The sequence below is a fragment of the Streptomyces parvus genome (assembly GCF_032121415.1).
Classification (GTDB): domain Bacteria; phylum Actinomycetota; class Actinomycetes; order Streptomycetales; family Streptomycetaceae; genus Streptomyces; species Streptomyces globisporus_A.
Map to the genome: position 1 here is coordinate 1,471,159 of NZ_CP135079.1, position 17,638 is coordinate 1,488,796.

Below are 17,638 nucleotides of genomic sequence, written 5' to 3' on the forward strand. Positions count from 1 at the left end.
GCTCTCCCCGCCGAGGGTTCCGTCCTCAAACGCCGGACGGGCTGGAAGGGCGGGAGCTTCGGCCTCGGGTGCCGGGCGGGCTTGGGGGGCGGGCACTGCCGTTTCCGGGGTCGGGCAGACCGTGAGGGGCATGTTCCAGGGGCCGGCGCCCTGGGGGTCGGGGTCCGGGGGCTGGGCTGCGGCGGGGGTAGGCGAGGCGTCCACCCGCCGATTGTCCCCCGCCGACGCGAAAAGGCGCAGCCCCACGGGGGCTGCGCCTGTCTGCGTGTCGGTCGCCGGGACGGTCCGGCGGCCGGATCAGTGGGAGGTCTGCGCCCGTCCGGCACTCGCCCTGGCCTCGACCATCTCGGCCGACTCCTTCTGCGCGCCGAGCCCGGCTGCCCGCATGGCGAGGCCCACGAGTCCGCCGCCGAAGATCACGGCGACGCCGACCCAGAAACCGAGCGGGTTGGCCGCGACCATGAAGACGCCTGCGACGCAGAAGCCGATCAACGTGATGATGGCACCGGTCCAGGCGGCCGGGGTGTGTCCGTGGCTCGTGCCCGCCATGAGTTACTCCTCGTTGGTGTTGCGCTGTGGGTGACGCGGTAGATGGGGCCGCCGCTCGGGGGACGGCTCGGTTCCATTGTCCCGTACGGGGCTGCCGGGGGTGAGCCTGGGGTCACGCCTCGCGCGTCGGGTCCTCGCCTCGGTCCAGGGCCTTCCACAGGTCCTCGGGCCGGTCCGGGTCGGGGGCGGTGCGGGGCGCCTTGCCGGGGCGGGGAGTGCCGTCGCGCTCGTACTTTCCCGACATGGCGGGCCAGCGGCTGCCGTAGCGCAGGGCGAGGAGCCCGGCCAGCAGGATCAGCAGGCCGCCGGCGGCGGTGACGTAGGGCCAGGCGGTGTGGCTGAGGGCGTGGATGGTGGCCGCCGCGTCACCGGTGGTCCTGGCCGCCTCCTCGTCGAGGGCCGTGCTGTCGGAGGCGCCGGCCCAGGCGCTGAGGGTGGCGCCGAGGCCGCTGAGGGCCAGGAGCGCGGCGACGATCCGGCGGCCCGCGCCGCGTACGGCGAAGACGGCGACGAGGGCGGCGAGCCCGACGATGGCGAGGGCGGCGGGGGCGCCCGTGACGTCCCGGCCGTCGGCGGTCAGCGGCAGCGCGCCGCCGCCGGTGGCCGCCTGGCCCTCGGCCCAGGTCTGCCCGGAGGCGAGGAGGACGACGGTAGCGCCCACCGCGCCCAGGAGCAGACCGGCCGCGAGGGAGCGGCGACTCCCCGCGGAGTCGGGCGCGGCGCCGGACGCGGAGTCCGCGGTGCGGGCACGGGGCTGGGGTACGGGAACAGCACTCACGCCCTCCACTATCCCCTACCGCCCCGACGCCCGTGGAGCCGGTCGGCCGTCAGCGGCTCAGCGGCCGTGGAGCCGGTTCGCCGTATGGACGGCGCGGAGCACGGCCGCCGCCTTGTTGCGGCATTCGGTGTCCTCGGCGACCGGGTCGGAGTCGGCGACGACGCCCGCTCCGGCCTGGACGTACGCGGTGCCGTCGCGCAGGAGGGCGGTCCGGATGGCGATGGCGGTGTCGGAGTCCCCGGCGAAGTCGAGGTAGCCGACGCAGCCCCCGTACAGTCCGCGGCGGCTCGGCTCCAGCTCCTCGATGATCTGCATGGCGCGGGGCTTGGGGGCGCCGGAGAGGGTGCCCGCGGGGAAGCAGGCGGTGAGCACGTCGAAGGCGGTGCGGTCCTCGGTGACGCGGCCGGTGACGGTGGAGACGATGTGCATCACGTGGGAGTAGCGCTCGATGGACATGAAGTCGACGACCTCGACGCTGCCCGGTTCGCAGACCCGGCCCAGGTCGTTGCGGCCGAGGTCGACGAGCATCAGGTGCTCGGCGCGCTCCTTGGGGTCGGCGAGCAGTTCCTCGGCGAGCGCCTGGTCCTCCTGCGGGGTGGTGCCGCGGTGCCGGGTTCCGGCGATCGGGTGGACCATGGCCCGCCCGTCCTCGACCTTGACGAGGGCCTCGGGGCTGGAGCCGACGACGTCGAACCCGTCGAAGCGCAAGAGGTACATGTACGGGGACGGGTTGGTGGCCCGCAGGACCCGGTAGACGTCCAGGGCGCTCGCCGTGCAGGGCGTCTCGAAGCGCTGGGAGGGGACGACCTGGAAGGCCTCGCCCGCCCGGATGCGCTCCTTGATGTCGTCCACGGCGTCCTGGTAGGCCTCGCCGCCCCACAGTGCGGTGTACGGGGGCAGCTCGGACGGGGGCAGGACGGCGGGAGCGTTCTCGACCGGCCGGCGCAGATCGCGCTCCATCGCGTCGAGGCGGGCGACGGCGTCCGCGTGGGCCTCGTCGACGCCGGTGGCGAGGTCGTTGTGGTTGATCGCGTTGGCGATCAGCAGGACGGTGCCGTTCTGGTGGTCGAGGACGGCGAGGTCCGAGGTGAGGAGCATGGTCAGCTCGGGCAGCTTCAGGTCGTCGCCGCCGTGCTCGCCGATCTTCTCCAGGCGGCGCACGACGTCGTAGCCGAGGTAGCCGACCATGCCGCCGGTGAACGGCGGGAGGCCCTCGTCCACGACCAGGTCGCGCGGGGTGTGCAGGGTCTCGACGGTGGCCCGCAGCGCGTCCAGCGGGTCCCCGGCCGCGGGGACGCCGACGGGCGGGGTGCCCAGCCAGTGGGCCTCGCCGTCGCGGGTGGTGAGGGTGGCGTCGCTGCGGACGCCGATGAAGGAGTAGCGCGACCAGGTGCGGCCGTTCTCGGCGGACTCCAGCAGGAAGGTGCCGGGGCGTTCGGCGGCGAGCTTGCGGTACAGGCCGACCGGGGTGTCGCCGTCCGCGAGGAGGCGGCGGCTGACGGGGACGACGCGCCGGTCGACGGCCAGCTTGCGGAAGGTGTCGAGATCCATGGCCGGACCTTAGCTGTCGAGAAGGACATCGGCGTCGAAGCAGGTGCGGTCGCCCGTGTGGCACGCGGCGCCGGTCTGGTCGACCTTGACGAGGACGGTGTCGGCGTCGCAGTCCAGGGCGACCGACTTCACGTGCTGGACGTGGCCCGAGGTGTCGCCCTTGACCCAGTACTCCTGGCGGCTGCGCGACCAGTAGGTGCAGCGGCCCGTGGTGAGGGTGCGGTGCAGCGCCTCGTCGTCCATCCAGCCGAGCATCAGCACCTCACCGGTGTCGTACTGCTGGGCGATGGCCGGGACCAGGCCGTCGGGGCCGCGCTTGAGGCGGGCGGCGACGGCGGGGTCGAGGTTGCCGGCGGGCGTGGTGGGGTCGGGCGTGCTGGTCATGGGGCCATTGTGCCGTGGCGCCGGGCGTTTCCCGGCCGGACGTCCACTGGGCGGACCCGGGGTGACGGTCGTACGCTGGCGGGCATGTCGACCCATGCGAAGCGTGAACGTCTTCTGCTCGCCGATCTGTTGGAAGCGGCCGGTCCCGAGGCCCTGACCCTGTGCGACGGCTGGAAGACCCGCGACCTGGCCGCCCACGTGGTGGTCCGCGAACGCCGCGCGGACGCGGCGGGCGGGCTGCTGGTGAGTGCGCTCAAGGCCCGGCTGGAACGGGTGCAGGCCGAGTTCGCGGCGAAGCCGTACGAGGAACTGATCCAGCTGATCCGCACCGGCCCGCCCCGGTTCTCCCCGATGGCCCTCAAGCAGATCGACGAGGCGGCCAACACGGTCGAGTTCTTCGTCCACGCGGAAGATGTGCGGCGGGCCCAGCCCGACTGGTCGCGCCGCGAGCTGGACCCGGTCTTCGCCGATGTGCTCTGGTCCCACACCGAGAAGAGCTCCCGCCTGCTGGGCCGCAGGTCCCCGGTGGGGCTGGTGCTGCGCCGCCCGGACGGCCGGACGGCGGTGGCCCACAAGGGCACCCCGGTGGTGACGGTGACCGGGGAGCCGGCCGAGCTGCTGCTGTACGCGTTCGGCCGACAGGACTCGGCGGACGTGCGGGTGGAGGGCGACGAGGCGGCGGTGGAGCGGCTGCGGAAGGCCGAGCTGGGGATGTGATGCGGGGCGCGTGACGGGACCGGCGGTCCTGCGGGCGTCCGGCCGGGGGCGGCGGCCCCGGCCGGTTCGGGTGTCGGACGGTCGGGGTGCCTCAGGTGCCGAGCAGCCGCCGCGCCGCCAGGGCGAGCGAGACCTCGACCGCGTCCCGGGGGCGGGTGAGGCAGCGACCGGTGAGCTGTTCGAAGCGGCGGAGGCGGTTGAGGACCGTGTTGCGGTGGCAGTAGAGCCGGGCCCCTGCCCGCTGCGCCGAGCCGTCCGCGTCCAGCCAGGCGGTGAGGGTCTCCACGATGACGTCGCGGTCGGCGGGGTCCAGCCGGTCCAACGGGCCCAGCACCCGGTCGGCGAGCGCGCCGGCGAGCGCCGGGGACGACACGACCAGGGCGTCCGGGAGGTGCTCGTCGAGCAGGACGGTCCCCCCGGAGGCAGGGCAGGCCCGCAGTGCGGTCTCCGCCAGCCGCCGGGCGTCACCGAGGGCGGCCAGGCCCTCGACGGCCGAGCCGATCCCGGCCCGGGTCCCGGCCGGTACGTCCAGCGCGGCGGCCAGTTCGCTCAGCTCGCCGGGCGGGCCGGCCAGCGGCAGGATCGCGAACTCGGCGTCCGGGCCCGGGTGCCAGAGCGCCGTCGCTCCCGGAGGTGCGGCGGGCAGTACCACCGGCGGTGGAGCTGTGCACCCCGGCCCTTGCCGGACGGCCTCTGCCCCGCTCGCGACGCCGGAGGCCGGCCCGTGCGGGACGCCTCCCGCCCCGCTCACACCACCGGCCCCCGCCCCGCTCCGCCGCCCTCCGGCCACCGCGAGCACCGCGTACCGGCCCTGCTCCGGCAGCCCCAGCATCTCCGCCGCCTCGGCCAGGTCCGCGATCCGGGCGGTGCCGTCGAGCAGGGCGGCGACCATCAGCCGCTGGCGGTTCTCGCGCCGCCAGGAGAGCCGCCGCTCGGCCTGCCGGTAGGCGTCCGCGACGACCCCGCAGTGCTCGTCGACGAAGTTCCACACATCGGCGGCGACATGGACGAGCAGCCGGATGTCGTCGGGGTCGCGCCGGGCGGTCTCGTCCACGAGGTCCTGCCAGACCATCGCGCCGCCCATGCGGAAGGCGTGCAGGACGGCGTCGAGCGGTACGCCCTGCTCGGCGCGGATCTCGCCGATCCAGCGGGAGGTGCGGTGGGCCGGCTCCCGGAACTCGCGGGGCTGGATCAGCGAGCCGACGTTGTGCCGCAGCGAGTGGTGGACCTCCTGCCAGACCTCGGCCCGGTCGGAGTCGATCGCCGCCCGGTAGGCGGGCTCCTGGGCGTACAGGGCCTCGACGAGCCGGTCGGTGAGGGCGGGCAGTGACGCGACGAGGACCCGGGCGGCCCGGTGCAGCACCTCGACGGCCTCGCGGTCGGCCAGGGACCGGAAGCGGTGCGGCAACGGCGGCACCGGGGAGCGGCCGTGCAGCGCCCCGATCCGCGAACGTACGACCTGTGGCATGGCGGCCTCCACCGGGAATCGGCCGGCCGCGCGAGCGGCCGGCCCGGCGCACCGGCCCGGCAGGGGCGCGAGCGCGGCGAGACGATCCTGACGCCCGCAGAATGACATACCGCCCAGTCGGTACCTAGAGGTCTGCGCGGAACTCGTCATCACGGTCTCGCAACCTCCCGGCCGTGGAGCGGCCCTGGCGGGGTTCAGGGGCTCAGCAGCCGGGCCAGTTCGGTGCGGGAGCGGATGGAGAGGGCGGCGAAGACGTTACGGAGGTGGTGGTCGACCGTGCGCGGACTGAGCGAGAGCCGAAGCGCCACTTCGCGGTTGGTGGCCCCCTCGGCGACGCAGCGGGCGATGCGCTGCTGCTGGGGGGTGAGCGCCGCCAACGGGTCGCCCGCCCGGTCGGGCCGGGCTCCGGCCGGCTCCCCCGCCGCCCGCAGTTCCCCGGCGGTCCGGTCCGCCCAGGCGCGGGCCGAGCAGCGCTGGAAGCCGACCAGGGCGTCGCGCAGGGGGCCGCGGGCCTCGCGGGTACGCCGACGGCGGCGCAGCCACTGCCCGTACAGCAGCCGGGTGCGCGCCTGTTCGAACTCGCCGCCGGCCTCTTCGTGGTGGGCCAGTGCCTCGGAGTAGCGGGCATCGGCTTCGTCGGCTGGGGCAAGGAGGGCACGGCAGCGGGCCAGCTGGGCGGGGGCGCCCGGGTCGGCTGCCCGGGCGGCCCAGAGCGCGAACTCGTCGACGGCGGCGTGGAGTGCGCGGGACTCCTCGGGAAGTCGTCCGTCCAGCACGGCGGCCTCGACCCAGCAGGGCACGGCGAGCGTCCGGGTGGCGAAGTGGCCCCGGCCAGGCCCGGCCTTGACGAGGGGGGCCAGCCGGGCGGCCGCCTCGCCCGGCCGCCCGGCGGCCAGGTCCGCCCGGGCCCGGGCCCAGGTGGCGAGGGTGGCGGCCTGGACCAGCCCGTGCGGGCCCGCCCCGGCCAGCGCGGCGTCCCCGTGCGCGGCACACGCCTCGGCGGGCCCTTCCACGGAAGCGGCGAGGGCGAGCACGGCGTGCAGATGGGCGGAACTGTTGGGCTGCCCCGTACGCCGGGCGGCATGCAGCCCCTCCAGGGCATGGGCCCGCGCACCGGCGTGCCGGCCGGCCCGCAGCTCGGCGTAGGCGAGGTGTTCGAGCGCCTGGGGCAGCAGCGCGTCGGGGCCTTTGGTCCGTACGGCGGCGAGCGCGCGGGCGCCCGCGCGGCAGGCTGCGGCGATGTCGCCGAGGACCAGGGCCGCGACACCGGCCCGGAGCAGCGCGGCCGGGTCGCCGGGGTCCCCGCCGGGGGCGAGGCAACGGCGGAGGCGGGCGTGCCCTTCGGCGGTGCGGCCTTCGAGTACACCGCTCATGCCGGCCCGGTAGTGCTCCAGGCCCTCGTCCGCGGGGTTGCGGGCGAGGCGGTTCATGGCGTCGAGGTAGCCGAGGGCGTCTCCCGCCGCCCAGGCGGCCTCGGCCGCACCGAGGAGGGCGTCGAGCGCCCGGCGGTGATCGTGCGGTGCCAGAAGCGCTGCCGCGGCGAGCAGGGCTTCGTGGGCGTCGGCCACGGGCCCGGACCGGAGGGCCAGCATGCCGTGCACGTAGGGGGCGAGACCCGGTGCGGGGTCGGTGGCGGCGCCGGCGTCGACAGGGGCGGTCACCGGATCCGCGGGGGCGGGGCCGGTGGGCGGACCCGCCTCGCGGGGCTCGACGGCCCCGCCCACCGCGCGGGGCTGGGCGGCCGGGTCCGCTTCGGCCGTGCGGGGCCCGGTTCTGGCCAGCAGGGCACGGGCCAAGGGCGGGTCGCCCGCCAGCCGCGCCTGCTCGGCCGCCGCGGCGAACCGGGCTGCGCGCAGGGCCGGCCCGGTGGAGAGCAGGGCGGCGCGGGCCAGGGCCGCGGAGCGCGCGGCGTGCGCGACGGGGGCGACGGCGGCCGCTTCGAGCCCGTCCGCCAGCGCCGCGTCCGGCCCGGAGGCGGCGCAGGCCCGCTGGACGAGGGCGGCGAGCGGGAGGGCCGGGGGCGCGGTGGTGGTTCGCGCGGTGCGGGCGGGCGGGGCGTCCGGGAAGCCCTGCCCGTCCCGGGCCGGCGCATCGTCCGCCCCGTCCCGGTCGCCGGCCTCCGCCAACAGGGTGGCGAGCAGTTCGTGGGCGGCTCTGCGGCGGGCCCAGGGGGCGTGGTGGAGCACGGCACGGGCGGCGAGGGGGTGGGCGAAGTGGACGCGGCTGCCGGATCGCTGGAGAAGGCCGCCGGTACCGGTGCCGTCGAACAGGGCTCGGTCCAGGAAGACCCGGGGCAGCCCGGCGCGGGTGCCTGTGCGCATCAGGAGCAGCGCGTCCGCCCCAGCGCCCTCCGGCTCGTGCTCCTGGGCCGCCGCGGCGAGCAGGAGCAGGGCGCGGGTCCGGTCCGGAAGGTCGTCGAGGCGTTCGGCGTGGGCGGACAGCACCGCTTCGCCGCCGGGCAGCGGCCAGGGCAGCGGGGTGCGTCCGGCGAGTTGGTCCGGGGTGAGCCGGCCGGTGAGCCCGGCCAGCAGCCGGGGGTTTCCGCCCGCCTCGCGGAGGAGTTCGGCGCGTACCACCGGGTCGAGCCCCTCCGAGCCGGATGTCAGCCGGTCCAGGAGCGCCGAGGCCGCCACCTCGCCCAGGGGCGCGAGATGCAGGGTGGGCAGTCCGGCGAAGGCGGTGCCGTCGGAGGCCGAGAGGAGAAAGGCGATCCCGCTGCCCGCACCCGGCCTGCGGGCCACGAAGGCGAGGGCGGCCCGCGACGCCGCATCCCAGGCGTGCGCGTCGTCGACGCAGACCAGCAGCGGCCCGCCGTCGGCGAACTCCCGCAGCCGGCCGGCCAGGGCGTCGGGCGTGATGCCGGTGGGTGGAGCGGCCGGCGAAGCCCCGGCCGGACCCACGCCGAGCAGGGCGCCCAGGCCGCTGTAGGGCACGGCACGTTCGGCCGAGGCGGCCATGGCCCACAGCACGGGGCCTCGGGCCCGGTGCGCCTCGGCCGCCGCGCACAGCAGTGCCGTACGGCCGAGACCGGGCGGCGCCGCCACCACCAGCGCACCCCCCTCACCTCGCCGTGACAACGCCAGCAGGTTCCCGAGGGTGGCGAGTTCGTCATCCCGGCCGTACAGCCGGAGCGGACTGCGCACGGTCGTCGATGGGGTCACACCGGCACGGTACGTATCCGTCGGCGAGGGAGGAAGCACCGCGTCCGGCTCCCGTCCGGGAACCGCCCGGTGCGGTGCGGGCTCCCACCCGGAGCCCTGCCGCGCTGTGCTCCGGCACAGCGCGGCAGGGGCGCCAGGGGCGGATCGCCTCGCGCTACGCGGTGTGCGGGCAGTTCCCCCGGTACTCCGCGATGGTCAGGCTCGGCCGCGGAAGCGGGCAGAGGAACTGCTCGTAGCGGGTGTCATTGTCGATGAATCGCTTCAGCCAGGAGATGCTGTACTTGGCGATGGTCGTGTCGGAGGTGTTCGGCGTGAAGTGCGAGGCGCCGCGCAGCTCCAGGTACGCCTTGTCCAGGGAGCCGGGCAGCGACTCGTAGAACGGCTCGGAGTGCGTGGCGACCGGGGCGACGCTGTCGCCGTCCGCCCCCACCACGAGGGTGGGCGTGCGCAGTTCGGGCCAGGTCTTGTCGGTGTTCCAGCCGGTCAGCGGTATCGCCGCCTTCAGCGACGTACGGCTCTTGGCGGCCTCCAGGGTGCCGCCGCCGCCCATCGAGTGGCCCATCACGCCGAGGCGTCCGGCGTCGACCCGTGTCCGTACCGAGCTGCGCTGGGTCAGGTAGTCCAGGGCGGCGAGAAGTTGGCGGCCCCGGCTGTCGGGCTGGTCGAGCGTGGTGTTGGTGTCGATGGTGAAGACGACGAAGCCCTGGGAGGCCAGACGCGGTCCGAGCCAGGCGATGGAGGACTCGTAGGCGGTGAAGCCCGGCGAGATGACGACCGCGCCGAAGGTGCCGTCGGCGGTGGACGTCGGGTAGTAGATCGTGCCGCCGCCGAATCCGCTCACGGCGAGCGAGGAGACAGAGGTCTGGGAGGTGGCGTACGAACCCCGGCTCGCCTCGATGGAGGCGTTGGTGGGGGCCGGGCCGCGCTCGTAGGGGTTGTCGGCGGCCTGGGCGCCCGGGACCAGGGCGGTCATCAGGAGACCGGCGGTGGCCGCACAGGCGGTCGCCAGACCCGTCAGCCTACGGGAGCGACCCGTGAACGTACCGGAGCGGCTCGGGCGGGAAGGGCGCGGGGGGATGGTGCCGGAGGGGAGGTGCTGCTGCACGGGGGGATCCTCTCGGTGGTGGCGGAACCACACCACGCGAGACCCGCGGGCCCGTCGTCCGGGGGCCGGGGTGCACCGCGTGGCTGCCGACGTCGTCCGTCGGCGGTCGCCACTCTCACCCCGCGTCCCGGGGGTACGCATCGGCGGTATCACCGGTCTCGGCAGACCGGTGATACCGCCGTAGTGCTCACTCGGGCTTCAGCGGACCGGGTGCCCCGCGTCCCGCAGCGCGCCTTTGACCTCGGAGATCCGCAGGTCGCCGAAGTGGAAGACCGACGCGGCGAGCACCGCGTCGGCCCCTGCCTCGATCGCCGGGGCGAAGTCGGCGAGCCGGCCCGCGCCGCCGGAGGCGATGACGGGCACGGTGACGTGCCGCCGGACCGCCTCGATCATCTCGGTGTCGTAGCCGTCCTTGGTGCCGTCGGCGTCCATCGAGTTGAGCAGGATCTCGCCCGCGCCCAGCTCGGCGGCCCGGTGGGCCCATTCGACGGCGTCGACGCCGGTGCCCTTGCGGCCGCCGTGCGTGGTGACCTCGAACGTGCCCCGAGGGGTACGGCGGGCATCGACCGAGAGCACCAGGACCTGGCGTCCGAAGCGTTCGGCGATCTCGCGGATGAGGTCGGGGCGGGCGATGGCGGCGGTGTTGACGCCGACCTTGTCCGCCCCGGCGCGCAGCAGCTTGTCGACGTCCTCCGGGGTGCGGACGCCGCCGCCGACGGTGAGCGGGATGAAGACCTGCTCGGCGGTGCGGCGGACCACGTCGTACGTCGTCTCACGGTCGCCGCTGGAGGCGGTGATGTCGAGGAAGGTCAGCTCGTCGGCGCCCTCGGCGTCGTACAGCTTGGCCATCTCGACGGGGTCCCCGGCGTCGCGCAGGTTCTGGAAGTTGACGCCCTTGACGACCCGGCCGTTGTCGACGTCGAGGCAGGGGATGACCCGTACGGCGAGAGTCACTTCGCGCCTCCTCGGTAGGCCTCGACCTCGACCTCGACGACCAGGCTCGGGTCCACGAAACCGGACACGATGATCATCGAGGCGGCGGGGCGTACGGCGTCGAACAGCTCCTTGTGGGCGCGGCCGACCTCGTCCACGTCCCGGGCGTGCGTGATGTACATCCGGGTGCGGACGACGTCCTCGCGCCCCAGGCCCACCTGCTCCAGCGCCGCGAAGGCGACGTCGAAGGCGGTGACGGCCTGCTCGTACGGGGAGCCCGCGGAGATCTGGCCGTTGACGACGGAGGTGCAGCCGGCGACCAGGACGAGCCCGCCCGGGAGCTCGACGGCGCGCGAGTAACCGAACTTCTCCTCCCAGGGGGCGCCGGTGGAGATCCGGCGCACACCGGCGGCCGGGGCGGCGTCCGTCATGCGGCGACCGCCTTGAGCGCCTCTTCCAGCGTGAACGCCTTCGCGTACAGCGCCTTGCCGACGATCGCGCCCTCGACGCCTTCGGGGACGAGGAGGGAGATGGCACGGAGGTCGTCCAGGGACGAGACTCCGCCGGAGGCGACGACCGGGCGGTCGGTGACGGCGCAGACGTCGCGCAGGAGGCCGAGGTTGGGGCCTTCCAGGGTGCCGTCCTTGGCGATGTCGGTGACGACGTAGCGGGCGCAGCCCTCGGCGTCGAGGCGGGCGAGGGTCTCGTAGAGGTCGCCGCCGTCGCGGGTCCAGCCGCGGCCGCGCAGGGTGGTGCCGCGGACGTCGAGGCCGACGGCGATCTTGTCGCCGTGCTCGGCGATGACCTTGGCGACCCACTCGGGGGTCTCCAGGGCGGCGGTGCCGAGGTTGACGCGGCGGCAGCCGGTGGCGAGCGCGGCCTCCAGCGAGGCGTCGTCGCGGATGCCGCCGGACAGCTCGACCTTGATGTCCATGGCCCCGGCGACCTCGGCGATCAGGGCGCGGTTGTCACCTGTGCCGAAGGCGGCGTCCAGGTCGACGAGGTGCAGCCACTCGGCGCCGGCGGACTGCCAGGCGAGGGCGGCCTCCAGCGGGGAGCCGTAGGAGGTCTCGGAGCCGGACTCGCCGTGGACGAGGCGGACGGCCTGGCCGTCGCGGACGTCGACGGCGGGGAGCAGTTCAAGCTTCGGCATTACAGCGTCTCGATCCAGTTGGTCAGCAGCTGGGCGCCGGCATCGCCGGACTTCTCGGGGTGGAACTGGGTGGCCCACAGCGCGCCGTTCTCCACGGCGGCCACGAACCGCTCGCCGTGCGTGGACCAAGTCACCTTGGGCGCACGGATCTTGGCGTTGGTGACTTCGAGGGTCCAGTCGTGCGCCGCGTAGGAGTGCACGAAGTAGTACCGGGCCTCGGGGTCCAGGCCGGCGAAGAGCCGGGAGTCCTCGGGGGCGTCGACGGTGTTCCAGCCCATGTGCGGGACGACGTCGGCCTTCAGGGGGCCGACCGTGCCGGGCCATTCGTCCAGGCCCTCGGTCTCCACTCCGTGCTCGATGCCGCGCTCGAAGAGGATCTGCATGCCGACGCAGATGCCCATGACGGGGCGGCCGCCGGCCAGCCGGCGGCCGACGATCCAGTCGCCGCGGGCCCGCTTCAGCCCGTCCATGCAGGCGGAGAACGCGCCGACGCCGGGGACGAGCAGCCCGTCGGCGTTCATCGCGCGGTCGTAGTCGCGGGTGATCTCGACGTCCGCGCCGACGCGGGCGAGGGCCCGCTCGGCGGACCGGACGTTGCCGAAGCCGTAGTCGAAGACGACGACCTTCTTCTGGTTCTCGCTCATGACGTACCTGTCCTCAGTCCCACAGTCCCTGGATCCGCAGGATGCCCGCCACCAGGCACATCACGGAGCCGATCGACAGCAGCACGATGACGCCCTTGGGCATCCCCTGCTTGGCGAAGGAGTAGACGCCGCCGGCCAGGAAGAGGCCGACGACGATCAGGATGGTGTTGAGGCCGGTCACAGGGCGCCCTTCGTGGAGGGCAGGATTCCGGCGGCGCGCGGGTCGTGCTCGGAGGCGTAGCGCAGGGCGCGGGCGAGCGCCTTGAACTGGCACTCGACGATGTGGTGCGCGTTGCGCCCGTACGGGACGTGGACGTGCAGGGCGATCTGCGCCTGGGCGACGAAGGACTCCAGGATGTGCCGGGTCATCGTCGTGTCGTACGCGCCGATCATCGGCGCCATCTTCTCGGGCTCGGTGTGCACGAGGTAGGGGCGGCCGGAGAGGTCGACGGTGACCTGGGCGAGCGACTCGTCCAGCGGGACGGTGCAGTTGCCGAAGCGGTAGATGCCGACCTTGTCGCCGAGGGCCTGCTTGAAGGCGGCGCCGAGCGCGAGGGCGGTGTCCTCGATGGTGTGGTGGCTGTCGATGTGCAGGTCGCCCTCGGTCTTGACCGTGAGGTCGAAGAGGCCGTGGCGGCCGAGCTGGTCGAGCATGTGGTCGTAGAAGCCGACCCCGGTGGCGACATCGACCTTTCCGGTGCCGTCGAGGTTGATCTCGACGAGCACGGACGTTTCCTTCGTGGTGCGTTCCACGCGGCCTACGCGGGGGCTCATGCGTCGTGCTCCTTCTTGAGTTCGCGTACCGCATCGAGGAACGCGTCGTTCTCTGCCGGGGTGCCCGCGGTGACCCGCAGCCAGCCCGGTACGCCGTTGTCCCGGACCAGGACGCCCCGGTCGAGGATGCTCTGCCAGACGGCGTGGCTGTCGTCGAAGCGGCCGAACTGGACGAAGTTGGCGTCCGAGTCGGTGACCTCGTAGCCGATGGCGCGCAGCTCGGCCACCAGCCGGTCGCGCTCGCTCTTGAGCTGCGCGACGTACCCCAGCAGCGTATCGGTGTGCTCCAGGGCGGCGAGCGCGGTGGCCTGGGTGACGGAGGAGAGGTGGTACGGGAGCCGGACCAGCTGGACGGCGTCGACCACGGCCGGGTCGGCGGCGAGGTAGCCGAGGCGCAGCCCGGCCGCGCCGAACGCCTTGGACATCGTCCGGGAGACGATCAGGTTGCGGCGGCCCTCGATCAGCGGCAGCAGCGAGGGGTGGTGGCTGAACTCGCCGTACGCCTCGTCGACGACGACGATCGAGGGCCCGGCTGCCTGGGCGGCGTCGTACAGGGCGAGGACGGTCTCGGCCTCGACGGCGGTGCCGGTGGGGTTGTTGGGCGAGGTGATGAAGACGACCTCGGGCCGGTGCTCGGCGACGGCGGCGCGGGCGGCGTCCACGTCGATGGTGAAGTCGTCGTTGCGCGGCCCGGAGATCCAGCCGGTGCCGGTGCCCCGGGAGATCAGGGCGTGCATGGAGTACGAGGGTTCGAAACCGATCGCGGTGCGGCCGGGCCCGCCGAAGGTCTGCAGCAGCTGCTGGAGGACCTCGTTGGAGCCGTTGGCGGCCCAGACGTTGGCGGCCGTCACCGCGTGTCCGGCGGTCCGGGTGAGGTAGCGGGCCAGCTCGGTGCGGAGCTCGACGGCGTCCCGGTCGGGGTAGCGGTTGAGGCCGCGGGCGGCCTCGCGGACCCGCTCGGCGATCCGCTCGACCAGTGCCTCGGGGAGCGGGTAGGGGTTCTCGTTGGTGTTGAGGCGTACGGGGACGTCGAGCTGGGGTGCTCCGTACGGGGACTGGCCGCGCAGTTCGTCGCGGATGGGGAGCTCGTCCCAGGGGTTGCGGGGGGTGGTGCTGCCGTTCGTCACTGCTGCGGGACCTTCCAGCCGAACCTTGCCTTGAGCGCTGCGCCGTGGGCGGGGAGGTCCTCCGCCTCGGCGAGGGTCACGACATGGCGGGTGACCTCGGCGAGCGCGTCGCGGGTGTAGTCGACGATGTGGATGCCGCGCAGGAAGGACTGCACGGAGAGGCCCGAGGAGTGGCAGGCGCAGCCGCCGGTGGGCAGGACGTGGTTGGAACCGGCGCAGTAGTCGCCGAGCGAGACCGGGGCCCAGGGGCCGACGAAGATCGCTCCGGCGTTGCGGACCCGGTCGGCGACGGCGGCGGCGTCGGCGGTCTGGATCTCCAGGTGCTCGGCGCCGTACGCGTCGACGACCTTGAGGCCGTCCTCGACCGAGGCGACCAGGACGATCGCGGACTGGCGGCCGGCAAGGGCGGGCTCGATGCGGTCGGCGATGTGCTTGGTGGCGGCGACCTGCGGGACCAGCTCCGCCTCGGTGGCGGCGGCCAGCTCCTCGGAGTCGGTGACCAGGACGGCGGCGGCCATCGGGTCGTGCTCGGCCTGGCTGATCAGGTCGGCGGCCACGTGCACCGGGTCGGCGGTGGCGTCGGCGAGGATCGCGATCTCGGTGGGCCCGGCCTCGGCGTCGATGCCGATGCGGCCCTTGAGGAGGCGCTTGGCGGCGGCGACGTAGATGTTGCCGGGGCCGGTGACCAGGTTGACCGGAGGGCAGTCATCGGTGCCGTACGCGAACATCGCGACCGCCTGGGCGCCACCGGCCGCGTACACCTCGTCCACGCCGAGCAGGGCGCAGGCGGCGAGGATCGTGGGGTGCGGGAGGCCGCCGAAGTCCTTCTGCGGCGGGGAGGCGACGGCGACGCCCTCGACGCCCGCCTCCTGGGCCGGGACGACGTTCATCACGACGGAGGAGGGGTAGACCGAGCGGCCGCCGGGGACGTAGAGCCCGACACGCTCGACGGGGACCCACTTCTCGGTGACGGTGCCACCGGGGACGACCTGGGTGGTGTGCGTGGTGCGGCGCTGCTCGCGGTGGACGAGGCGGGCGCGGCGGATCGACTCCTCCAGCGCGGCGCGCACGGCCGGGTCCAGCTCCTGAAGAGCCTTCGTCAGGGCCTCGGCGGGCACCCGGACCGACGCGATCCGGACACCGTCGAGCTTCTCTCCCCAGTCGATCACTCCCGCGGAGCCACGATGGCGTACGTCCTCGCAGATGGGCCGCACCGTCTCCAGGGCGGCTTCCACGTCGAACTCGGCACGGGGCAGCAGGTCGCGCAGGGCTCCACCCTCGGGGAGGGCGGCGCCGCGCAGGTCGATTCGAGAGATCACACGGCAATTCTCTCAGACCGCCCCGGGCGGTCGGTCGCCCGTATCACTGGCTGATACCGGTCGTCCGCACCACTGGCTGATACGTGTCTCGGCCATGTCCGGCCGTCACTGCTGACCGCTGGCTTTCACGGCGTCACACAGGGGCATAACGGCTCTACGGCATGTGTGCCCACGAGGGCATGGCGGCAGCGCCGGAGCATGTGTGCACGGAGGGAGCGGCCGTGACCGAGCCGCACGAAGGCGACATCCCGGACGGCCTCAGCGCAGCGGAGCTGGGCATGTGGCAGTCCTTCCGCAACGGGACCACCTACGACTTACGCAGCTACGACACGACCCGCAACGACCCGTTCGCCCCGCAGACGTGGGGGCCCGAGCGGAGCGTGGGCGCGCGCACGGTGGCGCGACTGCTGCTGGACGGCCCGCCCGCCCGGCCCGGCCGGGTGGCGGCGCTGAAGCTCCGGGGGGTGCGGATCACCGGGAAGCTGGATCTGGCGGGCGGCCGGGTCTCCCCGTACGTGGAGCTGACCGGCTGCCGCTTCGAGCAGGAGGTGGTGCTCCCCGAGTGCCACTTCACGACGCTGCGGCTGGTGGGCTGCGCGCTGCCCCGGCTGGAGGCCGCGCGCCTGCAGACCGAGGGCGATCTGCATCTGCCGCGCTGCCGGATCGACCGGGGGATCCGGCTGACCGACGCCCAGATCGGCACGGACCTGCTGATCAACCAGCTCAGCGTGGGCCCGGACCGGCACGGGCGGGCCATCGTCGGGGACGGCATGGCGGTCGCGCAGGATCTCCAGGCCGAGATGATCGAGACGCTGGGCGAGCTGAGCCTGCGCGGGACGAAGGTGGGCGGTTCGCTGAGCCTGCGCGGCAGCCGGCTGCGCGCCGCGGAGGACCGGCGCGCGCTGAACGCCCCGCAGCTGACGGTGGAGCGCACGCTGTACATGACCGAGGCGTGGGTGAGCGTCGACACGGGGAACCAGGGCACCACTCCCCCGTACGGCGTGGTCTACGCCCCGACCCCGGCGCGCGGCACCCGCTCGCAGATCTTCGAGAGCAGGGGCGGGGTGCGGCTGGACGACGGGCGGTTCGGGGACGCGGTGGACCTGCACAAGGCCCGGTTCACGATGACCCGGCAGGAGGAGCTGTCGCTGCGCCGGATCGTCACGCCGGAGCTGCGGTTCAACGCGGAGCGCCCGGAGGAGGGGCGGGTCGTGCTGAACGGCGCGAAGGTGGTGACCCTGATCGACCTGTCGACGAGCTGGCCGGGCCCCGGGGGGCTGGCGATGGGCGGTTTCGTCTACGAGAACCTCGTCCCCTACGGCCACTTCCCGCTCTCCCGGCGGCTGGAGTGGGTGCAGGCCGCGACCCCGGAGTACGTCCCCGAGCCGTACGAGCGGCTGGCCACGGTGATGCGCAGCTGCGGGGAGGACGCGGACGCGCGTGAGGTGCTGCTCGCCAAGCAGCGCCGCCGCCGGGAGACGCTGCCGCCCGCCGCGAAGGCATGGGGGTACCTGCAGGACTGGACGGTGGCGTACGGCTACCGGCCCGGGCGGGCCGCGGTGTGGATGGCGGTGCTGTGGGCGGCGGGTACGGCGGCGTTCGCGCAGCACGCCCCGCCCTCGATCAAGGGCGAGGAGCATCCGCAGTGGAATCCGGCCCTGTACGCGCTGGATCTGCTGGTCCCGGTGATCAACCTCGGACAGGACGGCTACTGGCGGATGGAGGGTGCCTGGCAGTGGGCCGCGGCCGGTCTGGTGCTGGTGGGATGGGTTCTGGCCACCACGGTGGCGGCGGGGGCGTCCCGGATGCTGCGCAAAGGCTGACCCGGGAGACCGGGCGGAGGGGGCCGGATGCCGTACGGGGACTGCTCCCGGAGGCGTCACCGTACGATCGCGAGCGGCCGGGGACTCGGCCCCGGCGGCCCTCGCGCCCGGGGTCACCGGGACGGAAGAGGCCCCCGGGCGGATGCAATCAA

At 74.2% G+C, this 17,638-nt stretch carries 17 protein-coding genes; 2 read left to right on the forward strand and 15 right to left on the reverse strand.

Translation table 11 applies throughout. From position 1 onward, the window contains the following. Positions 1-297: 297 nt before the first annotated feature. From RNL97_RS07745 to hisI, 4 genes are all read right to left on the reverse strand, one after another. Positions 298-549 (reverse strand): HGxxPAAW family protein, encoded by a 252-nt coding sequence (locus tag RNL97_RS07745; RefSeq protein ID WP_313750511.1) that lies wholly within the window; start codon positions 547-549, stop codon positions 298-300. A 112-nt stretch (positions 550-661) separates the two neighbouring features. After that, positions 662-1,336: a TIGR02234 family membrane protein gene (locus tag RNL97_RS07750; protein ID WP_030583304.1), complete on the reverse strand. Its 675-nt coding sequence runs from the start codon at positions 1,334-1,336 to the stop codon at positions 662-664. 48 nt (positions 1,337-1,384) lie between these two features. After that, positions 1,385-2,878: an anthranilate synthase component I gene (locus tag RNL97_RS07755; RefSeq protein WP_030583306.1), complete on the reverse strand. Its 1,494-nt coding sequence runs from the start codon at positions 2,876-2,878 to the stop codon at positions 1,385-1,387. A gap of 9 nt (positions 2,879-2,887) precedes the next feature. Then, a complete protein-coding gene (gene hisI / locus RNL97_RS07760; protein WP_030583308.1) occupies positions 2,888-3,262 on the reverse strand; it encodes a phosphoribosyl-AMP cyclohydrolase in 375 nt (124 codons plus the stop codon). A gap of 84 nt (positions 3,263-3,346) precedes the next feature. Between hisI and RNL97_RS07765 the strand changes: the two genes are divergently transcribed. Next, positions 3,347-3,979 carry a TIGR03085 family metal-binding protein gene (locus tag RNL97_RS07765; protein ID WP_030583310.1) on the forward strand — a complete coding sequence of 211 codons (633 nt, stop codon included), beginning with the start codon at positions 3,347-3,349 and terminating at the stop codon, positions 3,977-3,979. Between the two features lie 91 nt (positions 3,980-4,070). Here RNL97_RS07765 and RNL97_RS07770 read toward each other — a convergent pair whose 3' ends face one another. The 11 genes from RNL97_RS07770 to hisD all read right to left on the reverse strand — a co-directional run bounded on the left by RNL97_RS07770 (position 4,071) and on the right by hisD (position 15,663). Next, on the reverse strand, positions 4,071-5,447 hold the full coding sequence (locus RNL97_RS07770) for a PucR family transcriptional regulator (protein WP_030583313.1): 1,377 nt from the start codon (positions 5,445-5,447) through the stop codon (positions 4,071-4,073). A 194-nt stretch (positions 5,448-5,641) separates the two neighbouring features. After that, the gene (locus tag RNL97_RS07775; protein ID WP_243313790.1) at positions 5,642-8,608 is read right to left on the reverse strand and encodes a helix-turn-helix transcriptional regulator; all 2,967 of its coding nucleotides are present in this window, start codon (positions 8,606-8,608) and stop codon (positions 5,642-5,644) included. A gap of 154 nt (positions 8,609-8,762) precedes the next feature. Beyond that, positions 8,763-9,713: a bis(hydroxyethyl) terephthalate hydrolase gene (gene bdeA, locus RNL97_RS07780; RefSeq protein WP_030583320.1), complete on the reverse strand. Its 951-nt coding sequence runs from the start codon at positions 9,711-9,713 to the stop codon at positions 8,763-8,765. 198 nt (positions 9,714-9,911) lie between these two features. Continuing rightward, the gene (gene hisF / locus RNL97_RS07785) at positions 9,912-10,667 is read right to left on the reverse strand and encodes an imidazole glycerol phosphate synthase subunit HisF (RefSeq protein WP_030583323.1); all 756 of its coding nucleotides are present in this window, start codon (positions 10,665-10,667) and stop codon (positions 9,912-9,914) included. Then, positions 10,664-11,077: a RidA family protein gene (locus RNL97_RS07790; RefSeq protein ID WP_030583327.1), complete on the reverse strand. Its 414-nt coding sequence runs from the start codon at positions 11,075-11,077 to the stop codon at positions 10,664-10,666. The genes hisF and RNL97_RS07790 overlap by 4 nt, the downstream gene beginning before the upstream one ends. Further along, on the reverse strand, positions 11,074-11,799 hold the full coding sequence (priA, locus tag RNL97_RS07795) for a bifunctional 1-(5-phosphoribosyl)-5-((5-phosphoribosylamino)methylideneamino)imidazole-4-carboxamide isomerase/phosphoribosylanthranilate isomerase PriA (protein ID WP_010064537.1): 726 nt from the start codon (positions 11,797-11,799) through the stop codon (positions 11,074-11,076). The genes RNL97_RS07790 and priA overlap by 4 nt, the downstream gene beginning before the upstream one ends. Next, on the reverse strand, positions 11,799-12,443 hold the full coding sequence (hisH, locus tag RNL97_RS07800) for an imidazole glycerol phosphate synthase subunit HisH (protein ID WP_030583330.1): 645 nt from the start codon (positions 12,441-12,443) through the stop codon (positions 11,799-11,801). The genes priA and hisH overlap by 1 nt, the downstream gene beginning before the upstream one ends. A gap of 13 nt (positions 12,444-12,456) precedes the next feature. Next, positions 12,457-12,624 (reverse strand): hypothetical protein, encoded by a 168-nt coding sequence (locus RNL97_RS07805; protein WP_003969742.1) that lies wholly within the window; start codon positions 12,622-12,624, stop codon positions 12,457-12,459. Then, positions 12,621-13,217: an imidazoleglycerol-phosphate dehydratase HisB gene (gene hisB, locus RNL97_RS07810; protein ID WP_030583332.1), complete on the reverse strand. Its 597-nt coding sequence runs from the start codon at positions 13,215-13,217 to the stop codon at positions 12,621-12,623. Before hisB ends, RNL97_RS07805 begins: the two co-directional genes overlap by 4 nt. Further along, positions 13,214-14,344, reverse strand: a complete 1,131-nt coding sequence (locus tag RNL97_RS07815; RefSeq protein WP_030583334.1) for a histidinol-phosphate transaminase — start codon at positions 14,342-14,344, stop codon at positions 13,214-13,216. Before RNL97_RS07815 ends, hisB begins: the two co-directional genes overlap by 4 nt. Then, positions 14,341-15,663, reverse strand: a complete 1,323-nt coding sequence (gene hisD / locus RNL97_RS07820; RefSeq protein WP_313750512.1) for a histidinol dehydrogenase — start codon at positions 15,661-15,663, stop codon at positions 14,341-14,343. The genes RNL97_RS07815 and hisD overlap by 4 nt, the downstream gene beginning before the upstream one ends. Before the next feature lie 221 nt (positions 15,664-15,884). Here hisD and RNL97_RS07825 point away from each other — a divergent pair, with 221 nt between their 5' ends. Next, positions 15,885-17,486 (forward strand): hypothetical protein, encoded by a 1,602-nt coding sequence (locus RNL97_RS07825; RefSeq protein WP_030583338.1) that lies wholly within the window; start codon positions 15,885-15,887, stop codon positions 17,484-17,486. Positions 17,487-17,638 lie beyond the last annotated feature (152 nt).